General features: G+C 66.7%; 16 protein-coding genes. 8 read left to right on the forward strand and 8 right to left on the reverse strand.

Translation table 11 applies throughout. The features are described 5' to 3' along the window. The gene (locus FQ775_RS12765) at positions 1-1,476 is read right to left on the reverse strand and encodes an aldehyde dehydrogenase family protein (RefSeq protein ID WP_146300284.1); all 1,476 of its coding nucleotides are present in this window, start codon (positions 1,474-1,476) and stop codon (positions 1-3) included. 184 nt (positions 1,477-1,660) lie between these two features. Between FQ775_RS12765 and zwf the strand changes: the two genes are divergently transcribed. Genes zwf through edd form a run of 3 tightly spaced genes read left to right on the forward strand, consistent with a single transcriptional unit; the run spans position 1,661 to position 5,676 of the window. Beyond that, positions 1,661-3,133, forward strand: coding sequence for a glucose-6-phosphate dehydrogenase (gene zwf / locus FQ775_RS12770; protein ID WP_146300283.1), 1,473 nt, complete (start codon positions 1,661-1,663; stop codon positions 3,131-3,133). Beyond that, on the forward strand, positions 3,115-3,840 hold the full coding sequence (gene pgl, locus FQ775_RS12775) for a 6-phosphogluconolactonase (protein WP_246730109.1): 726 nt from the start codon (positions 3,115-3,117) through the stop codon (positions 3,838-3,840). Before zwf ends, pgl begins: the two co-directional genes overlap by 19 nt. A gap of 18 nt (positions 3,841-3,858) precedes the next feature. Then, complete coding sequence (gene edd, locus FQ775_RS12780; RefSeq protein ID WP_146300282.1) at positions 3,859-5,676, forward strand: phosphogluconate dehydratase; 1,818 nt, start codon at positions 3,859-3,861, stop codon at positions 5,674-5,676. 10 nt (positions 5,677-5,686) lie between these two features. On the opposite strand, the gene FQ775_RS12785 is transcribed toward edd, so the two are convergent. After that, the gene (locus FQ775_RS12785) at positions 5,687-6,346 is read right to left on the reverse strand and encodes a YcaO-like family protein (protein WP_246730372.1); all 660 of its coding nucleotides are present in this window, start codon (positions 6,344-6,346) and stop codon (positions 5,687-5,689) included. On the opposite strand from FQ775_RS12785, the gene FQ775_RS23945 reads away from it, so the two are divergent. The 4 genes from FQ775_RS23945 (at position 6,233) to FQ775_RS12800 (ending at position 9,072) form a co-directional block, all read left to right on the forward strand. After that, positions 6,233-6,553 (forward strand): hypothetical protein, encoded by a 321-nt coding sequence (locus FQ775_RS23945; RefSeq protein ID WP_246730417.1) that lies wholly within the window; start codon positions 6,233-6,235, stop codon positions 6,551-6,553. The two genes, FQ775_RS12785 and FQ775_RS23945, sit on opposite strands and share 114 nt — an antisense overlap. Before the next feature lie 205 nt (positions 6,554-6,758). Beyond that, entirely contained in the window at positions 6,759-7,052 is a 294-nt protein-coding gene (locus FQ775_RS12790) for a hypothetical protein (RefSeq protein ID WP_146300280.1), read from the forward strand. Positions 7,053-7,083: 31 nt separating this feature from the next. Then, on the forward strand, positions 7,084-8,823 hold the full coding sequence (locus FQ775_RS12795; RefSeq protein WP_146300279.1) for a tetratricopeptide repeat protein: 1,740 nt from the start codon (positions 7,084-7,086) through the stop codon (positions 8,821-8,823). A gap of 72 nt (positions 8,824-8,895) precedes the next feature. Then, a complete protein-coding gene (locus FQ775_RS12800) occupies positions 8,896-9,072 on the forward strand; it encodes a hypothetical protein (protein WP_167812957.1) in 177 nt (58 codons plus the stop codon). 35 nt (positions 9,073-9,107) lie between these two features. On the opposite strand, the gene FQ775_RS12805 is transcribed toward FQ775_RS12800, so the two are convergent. From FQ775_RS12805 to FQ775_RS12815, 3 genes are all read right to left on the reverse strand, one after another. Continuing rightward, positions 9,108-10,070 (reverse strand): GlxA family transcriptional regulator, encoded by a 963-nt coding sequence (locus FQ775_RS12805; RefSeq protein ID WP_146300278.1) that lies wholly within the window; start codon positions 10,068-10,070, stop codon positions 9,108-9,110. 60 nt (positions 10,071-10,130) lie between these two features. Next, positions 10,131-11,030 (reverse strand): bifunctional methylenetetrahydrofolate dehydrogenase/methenyltetrahydrofolate cyclohydrolase FolD, encoded by a 900-nt coding sequence (folD, locus tag FQ775_RS12810; protein WP_146300277.1) that lies wholly within the window; start codon positions 11,028-11,030, stop codon positions 10,131-10,133. Positions 11,031-11,137: 107 nt separating this feature from the next. Then, positions 11,138-13,642, reverse strand: coding sequence for a GumC family protein (locus FQ775_RS12815; protein WP_246730110.1), 2,505 nt, complete (start codon positions 13,640-13,642; stop codon positions 11,138-11,140). Positions 13,643-14,145: 503 nt separating this feature from the next. Between FQ775_RS12815 and FQ775_RS12820 the strand changes: the two genes are divergently transcribed. Continuing rightward, the gene (locus FQ775_RS12820; protein ID WP_432420022.1) at positions 14,146-15,456 is read left to right on the forward strand and encodes a polysaccharide biosynthesis protein; all 1,311 of its coding nucleotides are present in this window, start codon (positions 14,146-14,148) and stop codon (positions 15,454-15,456) included. A gap of 39 nt (positions 15,457-15,495) precedes the next feature. Here FQ775_RS12820 and FQ775_RS12825 read toward each other — a convergent pair whose 3' ends face one another. The 3 genes from FQ775_RS12825 to FQ775_RS12835 are packed head-to-tail and all read right to left on the reverse strand — an operon-like array spanning position 15,496 to position 18,388. Continuing rightward, on the reverse strand, positions 15,496-16,413 hold the full coding sequence (locus FQ775_RS12825; RefSeq protein WP_146301996.1) for a DUF6492 family protein: 918 nt from the start codon (positions 16,411-16,413) through the stop codon (positions 15,496-15,498). Positions 16,414-16,415: 2 nt separating this feature from the next. After that, positions 16,416-17,216, reverse strand: coding sequence for a WecB/TagA/CpsF family glycosyltransferase (locus tag FQ775_RS12830; protein WP_146300276.1), 801 nt, complete (start codon positions 17,214-17,216; stop codon positions 16,416-16,418). Next, entirely contained in the window at positions 17,213-18,388 is a 1,176-nt protein-coding gene (locus tag FQ775_RS12835; RefSeq protein WP_146301995.1) for a glycosyltransferase, read from the reverse strand. The genes FQ775_RS12830 and FQ775_RS12835 overlap by 4 nt, the downstream gene beginning before the upstream one ends. Positions 18,389-18,428: the final 40 nt, after the last annotated feature.

The following is an 18,428-nucleotide window of genomic DNA, read 5'->3' on the forward strand; positions in this document are numbered from 1 at the left end:
TCAGCCGTGGTTGAAGACGACCGTCTTCGTCGCGCTCATGTCGAAAAGCGCCTCGAAGCCCTTCTCTCGGCCATGGCCCGACTTCTTGAAGCCGCCGAACGGGAGCTCGATGCCGCCGCCGGCGCCATAGCCGTTGACGAAGACCTGGCCGGCGCGCACGCGCTTGGCGACGCGATGCTGGCGCGCCCCATCCTTTGTCCAGATGCCGGCGACAAGGCCGAACTCGGTCGCGTTGGCGATGCGGATCGCGTCCGCCTCGTCCTCGAACGGGGTGACCGCGAGCACCGGCCCGAACACCTCTTCCTGGGCAATGGCCGCCTCGGGATCGACAGCGCCGAACAGGACCGGCGCGAAATAATAGCCGCCGTCGGGCGCCTCGGCGTGCACGCTGCCGCGCGCCAGAATCGGGATGCCGGCCGCCTCGGCCGCTGCGACCATGCCTGCAACACGCTCCGCCTGGCGCCGGTTGATCAGCGCGCCGAGATCGAGATCGGCGTCGTGGGGACCGGCCGTCAGCTTGGCGAAACGCTCCGACAGCCCTCGCGACACCGCCTCGTAGACCGGGCGCTGGACAAGGATGCGGCTGCCGGCCGAGCAGGTCTGTCCGCCGTTCTGGATGATGGCGTTGACCAGCACCGGCAGTGCCGCCTCGATGTCGGCGTCCTCGAACACGATCTGCGGCGACTTGCCGCCGAGTTCCATCGTCACGCCGCGGTTGTTGACAGCCGCGGCCTGCTGGATCGCCGTGCCGGTCAACGTCGAGCCGGTGAAGGTGACGTAATCGACCAGCGGATGCGCCGAAAGCGCCGCGCCGGCGTCGCGACCGTAGCCGGTGATGACGTTGAAGACGCCTTCGGGGATGCCGGCCTCGTGGGCGAGTTCGGCGATCCTGATCGCCGTCAGCGATGCATCCTCGGCCGGCTTGACCACCAGCGTATTGCCCATGGCGAGCGCCGCGCCGGCGACACGGGCCAGGATCTGCAGCGGATAGTTCCACGGGATGATGCCGGCAACCACCCCATGCGGTTCGCGCAGAGTGAGTGCCGTGTAGCCGTCGAGGAACGGGATCGTGTCGCCATGGATCTTGTCGGCGGCGCCGCCATAGAACTCGTAATAGCGCATGGTCGCGGTCACGTCGGCCTTGCCCTGGCGCACCGGCTTGCCGGTATCACGCGACTCGAGCGCGGCCAGTTCCTCGCCATGCCGTTCGACCAGTTGGAAGAGGCGCGTCAGGCAACGCCCGCGCTCGACCGCCGGCATGCGGCTCCACGCCCCTTCGTCAAAGGCCCGCCGGGCCGCCCTCACCGCGCGGTCGACATCTTCCTTGCCGCTCTCGGGGATCGAGGCGAACACCTTGCCGTCGGAGGGCGAGGCGACCTCGATCCGCGCGCCAGACGCGGCCTCGGCCTGCTTGCCGTCGATGAAGTTCATGAAGGCGAGGCCTTCCGCGACCGTGCGCGAAATATGTGTGCCCATCAGCCGATCCTCCGGATGGTCTTTGCTCCGCCCCTGCGGCATGCTGCGATGGCCGCGGCGCGGGTTTGTCGTCTCTGGTGAAACCTGCCCGCCGGCAAAGTGTCAAGCCACAAGCGCCGACAGGATGGGGCTGGCAATTTTAAATCGATTAGATTATACGGGCGCCGAGAGGACCCAAATCCCGATGACCAGCCAGATCATCCCCGTCGAGCCTTTCGACTTCATCGCCTTCGGCGGCACCGGCGACCTTGCCGAACGCAAGCTGCTGCCTGCCCTGTTCCAGCGCCAGCAGGCCGGGCAGTTCTCCGAACCGACGCGCATCATCGGCGCCTCGCGCTCGAAGCTTTCCGACGACGACTACCGCGATTTCGCGCGCAAGGCGATCACCGAGCACGTCAAGGCCGAGGAGATCGACGACGGCGAGTTGGATGCCTTTCTGCAACGGCTGAGCTATGTGGCTGTCGATGCCAGGAGCGGCGACGGCTTCGCCGACCTCGGCAAGGCCATCGGCGACAGCACGCGCATCCGCGTCTTCTACATGGCCGTCGCCCCATCGCTGTTTGGCGACATCTGCGCCAAGCTGAAGGAGCACGGACTGGTCAATGACAGCGCCCGCATCGTGCTGGAAAAGCCGATTGGCCGCGATCTCGCTTCCGCGCGCGCCCTCAACGACCAGATCGGCAAGGTCTTCGACGAGCATCAGATCTTTCGCATCGACCATTATCTCGGCAAGGAGACGGTGCAGAACCTGATGGCGCTGCGGTTCGGCAATGCGCTTTACGAGCCACTGTGGAATTCGGCCCATATCGACCATGTCCAGATCACCGTCGCCGAAACGGTCGGACTGGAGGACCGGGTCAGCTATTACGACAAGGCCGGCGCGCTGCGCGACATGGTCCAGAACCATATCCTGCAGTTGCTCTGCCTTGTTGCGATGGAGGCGCCGGCTTCGATGGACGCCGACGCCGTGCGCGACGAAAAGCTGAAGGTGCTGCGCTCGCTGGCGCCGATCGACCCGGATATTGCTACCAAGCTGACCGTGCGCGGCCAGTACCGCGCCGGCGCATCGGCCGGCGGCGCCGTCAAGGGGTATGCCGAGGAACTCGCCAACGGCGAAAGCACGACTGAGACCTTCGTCGCCATCAAGGCGGAAATCGCCAACTGGCGCTGGGCCGGCGTGCCGTTCTACCTGCGCACCGGCAAACGCCTGACCGCCCGCGCATCCGAGATCGTCATCGCCTTCAAGCCGATTCCGCACTCGATCTTCGGCGCCGGCGCGGGACGGGTGCACGCCAACCAGCTGGTCATCCGCCTGCAGCCGGACGAGGGCGTCAAGCAGTGGATCATGATCAAGGACCCCGGCCCGGGCGGCATGCGCCTGCGCCACGTTCCCCTCGACATGAGCTTCGCCGAGGCCTTCAACGTGCGCAATCCCGACGCCTATGAGCGGTTGGTCATGGATGTGGTGCGCGGCAACCAGACCCTGTTCATGCGCCGCGACGAGGTCGAGGCGGCGTGGCGCTGGATCGACCCGATCCTCGCCGCCTGGGAGGATTCGGGCGTCGAACCGCAGGGCTACACCGCCGGCACCTGGGGCCCGTCGGGTTCCGTGGCCCTGATCGAACGCGACGGGCGCACATGGCACGATCCGGCCTGATGGCGCGGCCTGTCGAGACCGCCTGGCACGAATTCGCGTCGCCGGAGGAACTGGCCGAGGCACTGGCCGGCACCGTCGCCGAGCATTTGGCGGGCGCGGTCAAGTCGCGCGGCCACGCCACGCTCGCTGTTTCCGGCGGCAGCACGCCGGCCAGGTTCTTCCGGGCGCTCTCCGCCAAGGCTCTTGCGTGGGACGACGTGACGATCGCCCTTGTCGACGAGCGGTTCGTCGGGGCGAACAGCGAGCGCTCGAACGAAAGGCTGGTTCGCGAGAAGCTGCTGCAGGGTCCGGTCGCCAACGCGTCCTTCGCCGGCCTGTTTTCCGCCGACAGCGATCCCGACCAGGCAGCGGCAAGCGCCGACAGGAAGTTCGCCGGTTTGCCGTTGCCGTTTGACGTGGTGGTGCTCGGCATGGGCCTCGACGGCCACACCGCATCCTTCTTCCCCGACGCCGAAAATCTCGATGCACTGCTCGATCCGTCGCAAACCCGCGTCGTCATGCCGGTGACCGCGCCATCGGCCGGCGAGCCGCGCCTGACGCTGACCCTGCCGATCCTTGCATCCGCCCGGTTTCTCGCATTGCATATCGAGGGCGAGGCCAAGCGCGACGTCCTCGACGCGACCCTCTCCGACGCCAAGCCCACCGCGCCGATCCGCCGCGTGCTCGACGCCGCCGCCTCGCCGCCCCAAATCTACTGGACAGCCTAACCAAGAAGGTCAGCTCCCATGACCGCCACCAGAGCCATCGAACAGATCACCGGACGCATCCGCGAGCGCTCCAGGCCGACCCGCGACATCTACCTCTCCCGGCTGGACGACGCGGCCGGCAAGGGACCGCACCGCACGGTCCTGTCCTGCGGGAACCTCGCCCATGGCTTTGCCGCCTGCGCGCCCGCCGACAAGGCAGCGCTAGCTGGAGACGTGACGCCGAACCTCGGCATCATCACCTCCTACAACGACATGCTTTCGGCGCATCAGCCGTTCGAGACTTTTCCCGCCCTCATCAAGGAAGCTGCCCGCGAAGCCGGCGGCGTCGCGCAGGTCGCGGGCGGCGTACCGGCGATGTGCGACGGCGTCACCCAGGGCCAGCCTGGCATGGAATTGTCGCTGTTTTCGCGCGACGTCATTGCGATGGCGACGGCGGTGGGCCTGTCTCACAACATGTTCGACGCCGCCGTCTTCCTCGGCGTCTGCGACAAGATCGTGCCTGGCCTCCTGATAGGAGCCCTCACTTTCGGGCACATCCCGGCCGTCTTCATCCCCGCCGGGCCGATGACGTCGGGCCTGCCGAACGACGAGAAGGCGCGCATCCGCCAGCTCTACGCCGAAGGCAAGGTCGGGCGCGACGAGCTGCTGGAAGCGGAATCGAAATCCTACCACGGTCCCGGCACCTGCACCTTCTACGGCACGGCCAACTCCAACCAGATGCTGATGGAGATCATGGGCCTGCACCTGCCGGGCGCTTCCTTCGTCAATCCCGGCACGCCGCTGCGCGATGCGCTGACCAGGGAAGCGGCGAAGCGTGCGCTGTCGATCACCGCGCTCGGCAACGACTTCCGGCCGGTCGGACGGGTCATCGACGAGCGCTCGATCGTCAACGGCGTCGTTGGCCTGCACGCCACCGGCGGCTCGACCAACCACACCATCCACCTGATCGCCATGGCCGCCGCCGCCGGCATCAAGCTCACCTGGCAGGATATTTCCGACCTGTCCGACCACGTGCCGCTTTTGGCCCGCGTCTACCCCAACGGCCTCGCCGACGTGAACCATTTCGACGCCGCCGGCGGTCTCGGCTTCCTGATCCGCGAACTGCTCGACGCCGGCCTCCTGCACGAGGACGCCGAGACGATCTGGGGCAGCGGGCTGCGCCCCTACGCCGTCGAGGCGAAGCTTGGTACCGACGGCAGCGTTGAACGCCGGCCCGCGCCGGAAAAAAGCGGCGACGACAAGGTCCTGACCACATACCGCGCGCCGTTCCAGCCGACCGGCGGTCTGGTGGTTCTTTCCGGCAATCTCGGTCACGCCATCATCAAGACCTCAGCCGTCAAGCCGGAGCGCCGTGTCGTCGAGGCGCCGGCGATCGTCTTTGACAGCCAGGAACAGCTCAATGCCGCCTTCAAGGCCGGTGAGCTTGACCGCGACTTCGTCGCCGTCGTCCGTTTTCAGGGTCCGAAGGCCAACGGCATGCCGGAACTGCACCGGCTGACGACCGTGCTCGGCATCTTGCAGGATCGCGGCCGCAAGGTCGCGCTGGTGACCGACGGTCGCATGTCCGGCGCGTCGGGCAAGGTTCCAGCGGCGATCCACGTGACGCCGGAAGCGATTGCCGGTGGCGCCATCGGTCGTATCCACGACGGCGACATCGTCCGCGTCGACGGCGAACGCGGCATCCTGGAAGTTCTCGTCAACGAGGCCGAACTCGAGCGTCGCGCCGCCCCTGACCCCGACCTTTCCGCCAACCAGCACGGCCTCGGCCGCGAACTCTTCGCCGGGTTCCGCCATCTCGCGAGCCGCGCCGACGAAGGCGCCGCGGCTTTCGGCTAGCCAGGCGGCCTCAATCCAGGCGGACGGCACGAGCGACCGCAATTCCGGTCTCGGCACGCGTCAGCTCGAAGATGGCGATGTCGGCGCCCCAGTTCGCCACGAGTTCGGCCAGCGCGGACTGCGGTGTACCTGCGGAAACGACCGCTTTTGCATCGCCATCCGGCGTCCGCTTCGTCAAAAAGCCGGGTGCGGACGCCAGGCCCAGATAGCATTCAAACGCCCGCCGGTCCTCGCCTGCAAGCGCCTCGACTGGCGTCCCGTTGCGGCGGATGGCGTCGAAGTTGAACCACGCCACCACGCTTTCGACACAGGCCCGCAGGGCGCTATGGCAAGGGTCGATATCCGCCGCGCTGCCGCTCGCCGGACGCCGGCCGGCCTGGTCGCAGCAAATGCATAGGTGAACGACGGCTCCTGAACGGTGTCGAAAACGGCCAAGTTGCAGGCGAAGTTCTTTTGCCGACAACCATGCGCAGAGCGTGTCGAGTTCCGCGGATAATCCCTCCGCTGCCAGGCCTTCGAAAATGGCTGCGTCCTGATGCCAGGCCGCGAGTGCGTCATGTTCCACCAGTTCGAGCACGCCCCTTGCCGCCGCGTCTTCCAGCGTTTCGCCTGCGGCGCATCCGCGGCTGTCGACAGGTCCATCCTGCGGCTCCGGATGGCCAAGCCGCAAGCGCGCGGCCGGCAGCACGACCTTGCGGCAGCCCGGCAGCGCGATGGCTGGCTGTACCCGCGGGTCGCCCTCGCGGAACTGGGCACTGAAACGCTCGATCCCCTCGAGCAGGCACAAGTCGCGTGCCCGCCAGGGTTCGAGCGCAGCGCCAGCGCCGATACGGAACGGCAGCCGGCCCGGCGGAGGCAGGCATCCGGCCGGCAGTGAGACGCGGCAAACGAAGATCGATAGAGGAGAGCGCGGAGGCAAGGTCGCCGGACTCGGTTCGCCGACATGGCGGCCGATGCAGCGATTTGCGGCGGCGGCAAGATCAGCGAGGCTCAACGACGCGTCCAATTCCCAAGCAATCGCCAATATGGCATCTTCTCAAGGAAGGCGCAGAGAATTCACCACCTAGCGGAGCACGTGGATCATGGCCCGGTTTGGACTGACTCAAGGTGTTGACGACAAGCAACTCGGCAAGCTCGTGCTGGAGATAGCCGAGGAGGCCGGCAAGAATGGCGGGCAACTGGACGAAGGCCAGAAGAGCCTGTTCAAGGGCCAGTTGCGCGACATGATCAACTTTTCCGGCGACATCGAGGTCGTCTACGATACCCCGAACAAGGTCCACATCGTCATCCCCTATCTCGGCGAGGCGGTCTATTCCGACAACAACCTCGCCAACGAGGCGATGGGCTATATCGTGATCCGGGGCTGCGGCCTTTAGGACGTCCCGGTTTTCGACAGGACGAAGGTCGATGTCGGAAATCAAGGAAAACACGACAGAGGAACCACCCTTCCACGGCGTGTTGCGCGCCGTGCTGGTGGCTGACGCTGCCGGCTATTCACGGCTGATGCCTGAAGACCCGGCCGGCACCATTGCCAGCCTCAAACGCCACAGGCAGCGCATGCGCGACATCGTGCGCCGCCATGGCGGGCGCGACGCCGGCTTTCCCGGCGACTATCTGCTGGCGCTGTTCACCGGAGCGGGCGACGCGCTGACGTCAGCGATGGAGTTCCTCGAACCGGCCGACCTCCAAGGCGCGTTGGTGCCGTTGCAGTTCCGCGTCGGCCTTCACGTCGGAGACGTTTTCGAACAATCCGGCGACGCGCTCGGCGTGGCGATCAATATCGCGAGCAGGCTCCAGCAATCGGCGCCGGTGGGCGGCATCGTGATGTCGCATACCTTTCGCGAGAGCCTGCCGGGGCGGCTGCAATTGCCGGTTCAGGAGATCGGCCCGCTGCGCCTGAAAAACGTCGCCGAGCCGGTCCACGCCTACGAACTGCGCCTGCCCGTCGATGCCGCGCCTGCACCGTCGCCCCAAGCCGCGGCCGCGCAGCGGTCGGCCCGGCGGCGCGGGGAATCCCGGCCGCGCATCTACATCCGTCCGTTTCGCGCCCTTGGCAAGGCCGAGCGTGCCCTGGTCTTCGCCGACGGGCTGGTCGAGGAACTGGTCACCACTCTGGGCATGTTCTCCGACGTCTTCCGCACGGTGCAGGCGACAACGGCCGAGGCAGGCGAAGACGGCTTCGAAATCGCCGGCCAGGTCAGGAACGGCGACCGGCTGCGGATCACCTGCCACCTGGTCGACCGGAGCAGCGGCGACACGCTGTGGGCGGACCGCTTCGATTTCGGTAACGACGCCAGCTACGACGCGCAGGAGCGCATCGCCGTCGCGGTCATCACCGCGCTTCAGCTGAAACTGACCGACGGCGAAACCGCGCGGCTATGGTCCAACCGCCCGACTTCGCTTGCCGCCTGGGAGCATTTTCACCGCGGCCGCATGTGCGAGGCGCGCTACACCAGCGAAAGCAACGCGCTCGCCCGCACGCATTTCTCGCGCGCCGTGGCGCTCGACCCGGGTTTCGTCGCGGCGATCGTCGGCCTCGGTTTCAACCATCTCGACGCCGTTCGCCTCGGCTGGTCCGTCGATCGCACGGCAGACCTCGCACAGGCCTTCGAACTCGCCGAACGGGCCATCGCCGGCGACCGCGACGACCCCTATGCGATCTCGCTGCTTGCCTACGTCCAGCGCGCGCAGGGCAGGCACGAGGAGGCGCTGGCGACGATGGCCAGCGCCGTTCGCATCGCGCCCCGCAATGGCGAGATGGTCGCCTACTACGCCGGCATGCTGTGGATGCAGGGCGACGCGGCCGAAGCCGTGCTCCAGAATCGCCGGGCGCTCGAGCTGACGCCGCAGCCCGGCTCGTGGATGAAGGCCAATCTCGGCCTCGCGCTGCTCTGGGACAAACGCCCGGCCGAGGCACAGAGTGTCTTCGAGCAGGTGATCGCGGCCGACCCTGACTATGTGCGCGCCCATATCGGCCTCGTGGTGGCGCTGGTCCGCCAGTCAAAGACCGCCGAGGCGAAGGCGGTCTACCGGGCGCTGATGACCAAGGAGCCGGGTTTCCGGCCAGACAGCTGGAACGCGCGCGATCCGCATTTCCGCCCGGCTGACACCGACGCCTTCCTCGCCGATCTGCACAGTGTCGCGTAAGGTGCGAAACGCCTTTGCCGGATCGGCGATCGCCATTGTCGCGCCCGCATTTTTGTGTCTAGTGTCCGCGCCATGAAGATATCGCTTGTCCTGTCCCTGATCGCCCTGCTGTTGTCGGCCTGCGGCATCGGCTCGCCCTACAGCGTCGAGACGAGGTCGCCGACCGCTGCAAGCGTCGAACAAGAGGCCATCGACGAAAAAATCTGGGCCGCACGCCGTGTCGAGCGCGCCAAGGGCGAGGCCAACTAGGCGGAAACATAGGCGCGCCCCTTTGGCATCCAGCCTCAGTAGGTGGTGCGCCGTTCCTCGCTCGGGGGGCGGCCGAACTGCAGCCGGTAGCTCTGCGCGAAATAGGAATGCGAGGTAAAGCCGGTCGCGATCGCCACGTCGAGGATCGGCAGGTTGGTCTGGCGCAGCAGTTCGCGCGCCCGCTCAAGGCGCAGCCGCATGTAGTAGCGGCCGGGCGTCATGTTGAGATGGCGCAGGAACAGCCTTTCGACCTGCCTCACCGATAGTCCGGCACCCTTGGCGAGTTCGACCGCCGAATAGGGCTCGTCGAGATTTTCCGCCATCATGGCGACGATCTTCTTGAGCTTTTCCGACTTGCCGGTCAGGTCGCGTTCGGGCCCGATACGCTGGCGGTCGGTTGCCCCGCGAATGCGCTCGTGATGGAACTGGTTGGCGACTTCGTTGGCGAGGTTGGAGCCGAACTCGGCGCGCACGATCTCCAGCATCAAGTCAATCGAGGTCGTGCCGCCGGCGCAGGTATAGCGCTTGCGGTCGATCTCGAAGACATTGCCGGTGCATTCGATCTCCGGAAAACGCTCCTGGAAGCTGGCACGGTTTTCCCAGTGCAGCGTGCAGCGATAGCCGTCGAGCTGACCGGCCTCCGCCAGCAGGTAGGAGCCGACCGACAGCGCTCCCAGCATGCCGCCGCGCCGCCCCCATGACCGCAGCGCCCCCAGAACCTTGCTCTTGCCGGGAAACTCGGTCGCCAGGCCCACGCAGGCGAAAAGGATCTCCGCCGACGGCATGTCGGCGACGGAATAGTCAACCTTCAGCGGCAAGCCGTTCGAGGCGATCACCGATTCGCCGTCGGGTGACACGGTCAGCCAGCCATAATGATCACGCCCGATCAACCGGTTAGCCGAGCGGAAGGTATCGATGGCGGCCGCCAGCGAAAACATCGAAAACCTGTCGACGAGCAGAAAGGCAAACTGTCGGGCCGGCAGAACGTGATCGGACATGAATGGCGCTTCTACAGGAAGTGACAGAGGGGGCAAAGAGTGCTGCCGCCTCTCGACCGCCTAGAAGCGCGGTGGCTCGACACCCGCGCGCCGGCAGGCCGAGACCAGCGTGTTCGCCATCAGCATGGCGATCGTCATCGGCCCGACGCCGCCGGGCACTGGCGTGACCGCCCCGGCGACCGCGGCCGCGGCATCGTAGTCGACGTCGCCGACCAGTCTGGTCTTGCCCTCGCCGCGTTCCGGGGCCGCGATCCGGTTGATCCCGACATCGATGACGGTCGCGCCCGGCTTGACCCAGTCGCCCTTGACCATCTGGGGGCGCCCGACCGCGGCCACAAGGATGTCGGCCGTGCGGCAAAGGCCCGGCAGGTCCGGCGTACGGCTATGCGCGATGGTGACCGTGGCATTGGCCGCCAGCAGCAGATTGGCCATCGGCTTGCCGACGATGTTTGAGCGTCCGACGACGACGGCGGTGAGGCCCGAAAGGTCGCGCCCCCGCACCCGCTCGATCAGGATCATCGATCCGGCGGGCGTGCACGGCACAAAGGCGGTATCGGTCTCCCCGGTGCCGAGCTTGCCGACATTGATGAAATGGAATCCGTCGACATCCTTGTCCGGATCGATCGACTGGATGACACGGCCGGAGTCGATATGGTCCGGCAGCGGCAGCTGCACCAGGATGCCGTGGATGGCCGGATCGGCGTTGAGATCGCCGATCAGCGACAGCAGCGCCGCCTCGCTGGTGTCTGCAGCGAGTTCGTGCTGGACGGAATGGAACCCGCACTCCTTGGCCTTTTTCGACTTGGAGGCGACATAGACCTGGCTCGCCGGGTCGGTACCGACAATGACGACGGCGATGCCGGGCACGACGCCCTTTTCGGCCTTCAGCCGATCGGCCCCCGTCTTGGCGGCGGCAACAACGTCCTCGGCAACCTTCCTGCCGTCGATCTTCTCGGCCATGCGACACTCCCGGTTCGTCTCGAAACGAGAGCCTTATGCGACAAATGACGCGGCGGTAACCCCGTCATAGCGCCGCACTGTGCCGCAAAACCGAAAGTCGGCGCTGATCAGATGAAGCGGCGCCGCCCGCGGCTTTCCGAAAGTTCCCGCAAGGCGTCCTTGAACTCACGCAGGCTGTCGCGGATCTCCTCGATCGCGCTCCGTTCGGCGTCCTCCGTTGCCCTTGCTTCGGCCCGGGCCTCACGCGTCACCTGATCGTTGGCGGCGAACGGTGCGGGCGGCGCGGGATGCGCCACTGGCTGCGGCGGCGAAGCATAGGCGCCGGGGTGGACGCCCGGCTGCGTGCCGGTGTGCCAGCCATGAAGGCGCGGATCGTAAGGGGGCGTTGCCCAGTGGGGCCCGGGTCCTTGTGCCGGTGGTTGCTGCCATGGGCCTTGCTGGTGGTGAGCGGGAGCGAACGGGCCGCCCTGCTGCTCATGCCATGCCTGATTCGCGGCAGGCTGATACGGCGCGGGCTGCGGTTGCACGTAGGCCGGATGATACGGGGCCGCCATGGCGGCCTGCTGCGCGGGCGGCATCTGCTGCGGGTAATGCGGCCACGCCGCCGCACCCGGATTGGGATAGTGAGCGGACGGATAGGGCGCGCCCCAGCGCGGCGCATCCGCCGCGGCGGGAGCCTGATGCTGCGGGGACATCATCTCCGGCCATGTCGGCGGGCTCGGCATGCGATGCATTTCTGCCTCCTCGGCGGTTTTGGCCGCAGGCGCGGCCGGGTGGGTTTCGTCGTCGGGCTCTGTCTTGTCGGCGCTGGCGTCGAGCCGGCCCTCCGCGGCCATGGCGCGCGCCTCTTCTGCGCGCGCTCGGGCCGGTTCGTCGGTGGAGGCGGGTTCTTGCCGCTTACCGGCCAACGGTTCAGACTTGCCGACCGCTGCCGGTACCGCCGCGGGTTTCGCCATCGGCGGCACGCCATCATCCATGGCCGCCTCAGCCTCGCGCCGCGAGGCCGGCCTGACCGCAGCTGGCGACGATGGCGGTGGCACGCGCGGCGCACCCGCGCTGGCGCGGAAGCTGTCATAGGCGCCACGCACCGCTCCCATAGAGACGCCGGCCATGAAGCCGAGCATGGTCGCAATCACCGTCATCGTCTTGCGAGACATGCCGGAAGGCTCGAGCGGCGGGGTCGCGGTCGAGATCACGCTGATATTGGCCGCGTTGAAGGCCTTCTGCTCGTTGGCCTCACGGGCCCGCAGCAGGAAGTTCTCGTAGACAGCGCGCTTGGCCGCCGCTTCGCGCTCGAACTCGCGCAGCGTCACCAGTTCTTCGCTGAGATTGGCCTGCCGCGCCTTGAGCTGGGCCAGCCGCGAGGCCAGCTCCTGCTCCAGTTGCACGGCCCGCTTCAGGTCGACCTGGATCGATGACGCGACCAGGCGCAATTCCCTGCTGATCTGGCCGCGGGCGCTTTCAAGCTGCGCTTCGACAGCCGCGCGCTCGGGATGCCGCGGACCAAGGCGCGCGGCCAGCCGCTCGGCCTCCTGCTGCAGGGTGGAGTATTGCGCGCGCATCTCGGTGAGCACGGGCGAATTGATCTGCTCCGGCAGGTTGCCGGTCAGGATCGTGTCGACCGATACCGACCGCGCCGACGCCGCCTTGGCGTTGAGCTCCAGCGTGCGGGCCCGCGCCACCGACAGCTGGTCGTTGAGCTTCACGATCTCGTCATCGGTGATCAGGCGCCCTTGCGCATCGACGATGTCGTTTTGTGCCTTGAAGGCCTCGACCTTGCGTTCCGCGTCCTCGACGCCGGCCCGCAACTCCTCCAGCCGGGCCGTCAGCTCGGTCGATGCCCTTCCCGCGGTGCGCGCCTGCAACTCGCCATAGGTCTCCAGGAACACGTCCGAAACAGTATTGGCGATCAGCGCAGCCTTCTCAGGGCTTTCCGATTTCGCCGCGATGGAGACGACGAATGTCTTGCCGCCGCGCTCGGCGTCCAGCGCCTCGAACACGTTCTCGACCGTGATGGCGCGGCGATTGCCCTCCTCGCCGCCGCCGCCGCTGCGCAAAAGCGACATCAAGCCCGAAAACGGGTTTGCAATGCCTCCGGAGGTCCCTTCGCCATTGTATTCGGGATCGCTTTCGAGCCCGAGGCGGTCGATCACCTTGTTGATGACCGTGCCCGACAGGATGACGCGGACCTGGTTTTCGACCAGCGCTAGAGTCGCATCGGACGGCAAACCGCCTGCGGTGAGTTCGCGGTCGGTGTATTTGATCTCGCGCGGGTCGACCAGGAGTTCGGAGACCGCCTGGTATTCCTTCGGAGTGGCGAGCGCGATCAGTGCACCCACCACCGCCCCGCAGATCGTGGTGCCGACGATCAGATAGCGCGACTTCACGATGCCGCCGATGACCGCGAAAGGGTCGATCAGCGGCTTCCAGTAGGGATCGCCCCCGCCCGCCGCCCGATCGCCGGGTGCCGGCAGATCCGGCGCCTGGGCCATCGCGGCGCCCGGCCCTTCCGGCCGAGCCTGCCGCCGCGGCAGCCCCCGCGGCTCGGCATCAGCCGCTTCGGCATCCCGTCTGGTTTCGGCGTCGGCAGGCGATTCGAGCAGTTCCTGCAATCGCGAGATTCGCTTTTCAACCGGCGACCCATAGCCCACATTTCCGCTGGACCGCCGCGATGCTTCATCCGGGAGCACCTTTTCCCGGGTCGGCTGCGACAGCGCCTTGAGCAAAGGGCTTCGCGAGGCTTCCCGGCGCGAACGCGCGACCGCATGGCGCTCGGCCGCGGAACGGCCGGCAGCGCCGACCGTCCGGTGATCCGTTTCGGCCTGCGCTTCGGCGTCGGACGGGCGCGCGCCCGCGAGGGACAGCAGCGATCCCTTCTTCGTGATTCGGTCGCGGGCGTCGGATTTCGGCATGAGCGACAGGTTTAGAAAGCCTCCGGACACCCGGCGGGCGCCATTCGTTAAGGCACGCTAAACAGGCGTGGAAAACAAATGGTTAAGATTTTTAAGTTTTGGCGCCACACACACCCACGCAGGCGCAGGCAACTGCCGGCCAGAACACCACATTAATTTTTGTAGCCTAGGATCGCAGGAGGCAGGCTAGCAGAAAGCGGTGCATGACGACCCAACCCGGCAACGGAGCGACCGAACCCGGCTTCGGAGCGATGGATCGCATTTCCGACTTTCTTGTCGCGCGCACCGCGGTCGTGCGCGACTATCTCACCGCCGTCAGCGGCTCCGTCGGCCGGCTGGTCTTTTCGCTGCTCTATTTCGTCGTGCTCGCCAACGCCTTGCCGCTGGCGGACTTCGGCCTGTTCGCGACCGCCTCGGCGGCGGGCGTGATGCTGTCGCGCATCCTGGGTTTCGGCTTCGTCTCCGCGCTTTACCGGATCGCGACGGTGAAACCGTTGCTGCTCGGGGTGTTCGCCGCCGGGTTCCTGTTCATGTCATTGCTGTCGCTGCCTGCGCTCGCGCTCGCCAGTTGGGCGACGCACGCGATCTTCTTCGCCGCCGACATGCCGCTCGCGACCTTCGCCATCGTCATCATCGCCGAGGCGCTCGTCTGGCGTGTGGTGGAGACGATCGTCATCGTCAACAATGGTCTCAACCGGTTTGCGCGCGCCGCCACGCTGGTCATCTTCGGAACCGCCGCGCGGGCGCTGGCCGCCGCCATCTTCGCTTTTGCGACCGCCACCCCGGCGCTCGGCACCTGGGTCGACTGGTACCTGGCAGCAAATGCCGCCTCGCTTCTTGTCGCCCTCGTCTTTTTCTGCCCGCGGCTGCGGCTGCGGCTCAGACCGGCGCTCTACTGGCGCCGCTTCGCCGACTCCCTTTACGTCGCCGGCGCCGAGCTCCTGTTCTACCTGCAGATGGAAATGGACAAGCTCCTAGTTCTGGCCATGGGCGGACCACACCTTGCCGGCATCTATGCCATCGTGATGCGGCTCGTCGACCTGACCGCCATCCCGATCCGCACCTTCACCATGCTGCTGGTCCAAAAGCTCATGCGTACGCCCGAAAGCCTGGCGCGTCTCTCGTTGCGCGTCGGCATCGAGGCGGCGATCTTCATCGTCTCGACGATCGGCTTGCTGACGCTGGCCGGTCTGCTGCGCTTCTTTCCCAACCTGCTCGGCAGCAACGTCGCCGTCGCAGCGCCGATCATCGCGCTGGCGCTTGCGGTGCCGGGCCTGCGCAACCTGATCGAATACCAGGCGGAACTCCTGTTCGCGCGCGGCCAGATGCTGGTGCGGGCGATCAACCTGGCCTTGCTGGCGGCCGGCAAGGCGGTGATCCTGGCCTATCTGCTGATGGGTGAGATCGAGGCCGAACGGCTGGTCAACATGCTGAACGGCGCCTTCCTGGCGCTCTATCTGATCTCGGCGGTGTTGACCTATTCGGCGCTGCGGTTACCGGCCAGACGGGCCTGAACGGCATGCGCCGACCGCTTGGTCCTATGCCTTCCGGCCTCAGCCGGCGGCGTTGACCAGTGAACGGACGTGCTTCATGTCCGTGCCAATGAAAGACTGCATGCCGATTGCCACCTGGCCGGGCCCCATGCCGTCGACGAAAGCGCGGAAGGTGCCTTCATCGAGGCGAGGCCCGCGCCAGTAGACGCGGCACAGTTCCTCGTCGGAGAGAAAATGACCCCGGCCGCCCAGAACTTCGTCGGCGTAGCGGCCATAGATCATGCATTCGGAAAACTTCCGGTCGGCGCCGATCGCCTCGACCCAATGCGTGCCGCTGATCGCCTCGATCTGCTCGCACATGCCTAGCACGCTCTCGCGCCGCCAGGCGATGAAGGTGGCAATGTAGTCATGCGCGGAAACGCGCGGCTTGGTGATGCCGAGGACGCGGCCGGCATTGCGCGACCAGACCTTGTGATCGCCGTCGACCGCGCCTTCGAGCGCGCCGTCGCGGCGGAACAGCCGCACGTCGCCGCCGCGCCAGAAGGCGGCGCAGTCCAGGTCCTTCAAGACGACGACATCGGAATCGATATAGATCAGCGCATCCTCTTCGACATGCGCAGCCACCGCGATGCGGCGCAGTTGCTGGACATGCCAGCCGCGCAACGGCTTGGTGCGGGTCGACAGCCAGAACTTCCTGCGGAACAGGCTCGTCGGGTCCGGGACCGGACGCAGCCAGCGTGGCAGCAGATCACGCTCACTGATGACCACGCGGTTGCGTGCCTCCAGGCTCTTGAACAGCGCCACGTCGGCATGGGCGACCAGGATATAATGCCGCGCATGGCCGGAGACATGGCGGTCGATCGTTTCGCAGAGCAGCCGGCAGCGCTCGAAATCCGGCGCATAGCTTGCCGTGACGATGGCGCAACTGCCGGCAGCGCGGCGCGCGGCACCGCCGCGTCGTGTTTCGCGAACGGCCATGTTCATGAGCGCGGCACCGTCATCCGCAGCCGCTGGCGCAGAACCCTGAACAAGAACATAGGGTTGCCGACGATGTAGCGCCGCCACAGCCGCCCCGGCTCGAGTATCAGCCTGAAGAGCCACTCCAGGCGTAAGCGCCGGACCCAGCCCGGCGCGCGCGGGATAGCGCCGCTCAGGAAGTCGAGCAACGCGCCCACGGCAAATGCCATGGTGCAGTGCTCGCCGGTCAGCCGGCTGGCGATCCAGCATTCCTGCCGCGGAACACCCATCGCCACCAGAAGCACGTCCGGCCGTTCCCGCTTCAGCCTGGAAAGAATCTCTTCCTCCCGTGTCGGGTCGAAATAGCCGTCATGGATCAGCACGACGCGGTGCTGCGGCACGAGGCGCTGCAGGCGGTTGACTGCCTCCTCGGCGTTCTTGCGTGTCGCGCCGAGCAGGCCGACCGTCAGCGGTCCCTTCTGTGATTTCAGAAAGGCGGGCACGAAGTCGGTGCCGTTGAGGTTGGCCGGGAACGGCGCCCCATAAAGGATACGCGACGCCAGATCGACGCCAATCCCATCGGAAAACACCAGGAAATCCTCGAGAATCCGCGAAAATTCGGGGGTTTTGCTGGCTATGTTGGCGATGTGTGCGTTGAGAAAGCCGACCTTCGTGAACTGCCTGTCGGCGACGCGCCGGCCGAGCAGCCGGATCGCCTGTTCCTGGTCGAGCGGTACCACATCGACACCGAGGATTCGGCGACCGGGCTCCTGAGCCCTGGCGCCAAGGGCGACTGCGGCGGTGGAGGATGGATGCACGTTCATGCCGCCACCCCCCGAACGCTGGTGCCGCCAAGAACGGCGAGCCCTTTCGCGACAGCCGCGTCGAGATCCCGGCGCTGACGGGCGAAGAATTCGGCACCGTCGAGATCGCTACGCAATTCGGCCGCAGCGCTTTCAAGTGCGGCGGCGAACGCCGCCGGGTCGTCGGCGACCGTGCAATTGGCGGGCAGATGGGAGATGCCGCGCAGCGAACGGCTGGTCGCCACCGACGGCAGGCCGAGCTCGAAGGTCTCGATGGTCTTCAACTGCACCCCGGTCCCGGCCCGCGCCACCAACGGTATGACCGCAGCCTGACGGACGAAGGCGGTGGCGTCCGGCACGCGCCCGACCAGCTCGACATTGTCTGGCACCGGACCGAGCCCGGCAGGGATGTGGCCGGCGATCCTGATACGGAAATCCGGCCTCAACCGCGGCGCCACCTCGTGCAGGAACCACTCAAGCCCGATGCGGTTGGGCTGCCAGCTCCAAGTGCCGATCAGGCCGGCGTCGCATTCGATGGCCCGGTTTGGTTCAAAGACTGGCGCAGACGGCCGCGTCACCAGCGGCAGCGATGCCGAGTATTCTCCGCGCACGCCGAGCGCGTCGCGATCCTCCTCGGCGAGCGTGAAAACGAACCGCGCGCGCCGGCAGAGCCTGCGCTCCATCGATTCGAGCAGCCTGGCCTCGCGGCGGAACAGCGTGCGCTGTATTGCGTCGGTCGCGGCGTCGGCATTTTCCTGCGCGGAGCGATGCTCGACATTGTGGGCCACGAAGATGGACGGTCGGTCGGCAAAAAGCGTTTCGTAAGCGCCAGCCAATTGCACGGCGTTCAGGACATAGGCGTCGAACGGGCCGATGCTTGCCAATGCTTCGCGAATGCGCGTTTCCGAAACGGCCCGCATCTTGGCCGAGGAGACGGTCAGGCCCGACATCAGCGCCCCAGCCAGCCATTTCGCCTTCTGCGCCGCCGACGCACCTTCCGTACGCACGTCGACGGAGCCCAGTGAAACGGTGTTTTGCGGGTCGCTGGGCGCCTTGCCCGGCCATGTATAGCCGAGCACCGTGACCCGCGCGCCGACCCGGCGCAGCGCATCAATGATCGCGGCGTTGGCTATCTCGTACCCGGTCGCCGGCGCACCGTCGGGTACCAGGGATGTGACAAAGACCAGATGCATGTCGCCTACCTGCATTCTTACCTAGCAAGCTCCGATGAAG

The organism is Nitratireductor mangrovi (genome assembly GCF_007922615.2).
In the GTDB taxonomy this organism is placed as follows: Bacteria; Pseudomonadota; Alphaproteobacteria; order Rhizobiales; family Rhizobiaceae; genus Mangrovimarina; species Mangrovimarina mangrovi.

Excerpts from the sequence above, each read along its gene's own strand:
- zwf (WP_146300283.1), top strand. The coding sequence starts at position 1,661 with ATGACCAGCCAGATCATCCCCGTCGAGCCTTTCGACTTCATCGCCTTC.
- FQ775_RS12825 (WP_146301996.1), bottom strand. The coding sequence starts at position 16,413 with ATGGCCGTTCGCGAAACACGACGCGGCGGTGCCGCGCGCCGCGCTGCC.
- FQ775_RS12805 (WP_146300278.1), bottom strand. The coding sequence starts at position 10,070 with ATGTCCGATCACGTTCTGCCGGCCCGACAGTTTGCCTTTCTGCTCGTC.
- FQ775_RS12820 (WP_432420022.1), top strand. The coding sequence starts at position 14,146 with ATGACGACCCAACCCGGCAACGGAGCGACCGAACCCGGCTTCGGAGCG.
- FQ775_RS23945 (WP_246730417.1), top strand. The coding sequence starts at position 6,233 with ATGTTCCACCAGTTCGAGCACGCCCCTTGCCGCCGCGTCTTCCAGCGT.
- FQ775_RS12790 (WP_146300280.1), top strand. The coding sequence starts at position 6,759 with ATGGCCCGGTTTGGACTGACTCAAGGTGTTGACGACAAGCAACTCGGC.
- folD (WP_146300277.1), bottom strand. The coding sequence starts at position 11,030 with ATGGCCGAGAAGATCGACGGCAGGAAGGTTGCCGAGGACGTTGTTGCC.
- edd (WP_146300282.1), top strand. The coding sequence starts at position 3,859 with ATGACCGCCACCAGAGCCATCGAACAGATCACCGGACGCATCCGCGAG.
- pgl (WP_246730109.1), top strand. The coding sequence starts at position 3,115 with ATGGCACGATCCGGCCTGATGGCGCGGCCTGTCGAGACCGCCTGGCAC.
- FQ775_RS12765 (WP_146300284.1), bottom strand. The coding sequence starts at position 1,476 with ATGGGCACACATATTTCGCGCACGGTCGCGGAAGGCCTCGCCTTCATG.
- FQ775_RS12800 (WP_167812957.1), top strand. The coding sequence starts at position 8,896 with ATGAAGATATCGCTTGTCCTGTCCCTGATCGCCCTGCTGTTGTCGGCC.
- FQ775_RS12795 (WP_146300279.1), top strand. The coding sequence starts at position 7,084 with ATGTCGGAAATCAAGGAAAACACGACAGAGGAACCACCCTTCCACGGC.
- FQ775_RS12835 (WP_146301995.1), bottom strand. The coding sequence starts at position 18,388 with ATGCATCTGGTCTTTGTCACATCCCTGGTACCCGACGGTGCGCCGGCG.
- FQ775_RS12830 (WP_146300276.1), bottom strand. The coding sequence starts at position 17,216 with ATGAACGTGCATCCATCCTCCACCGCCGCAGTCGCCCTTGGCGCCAGG.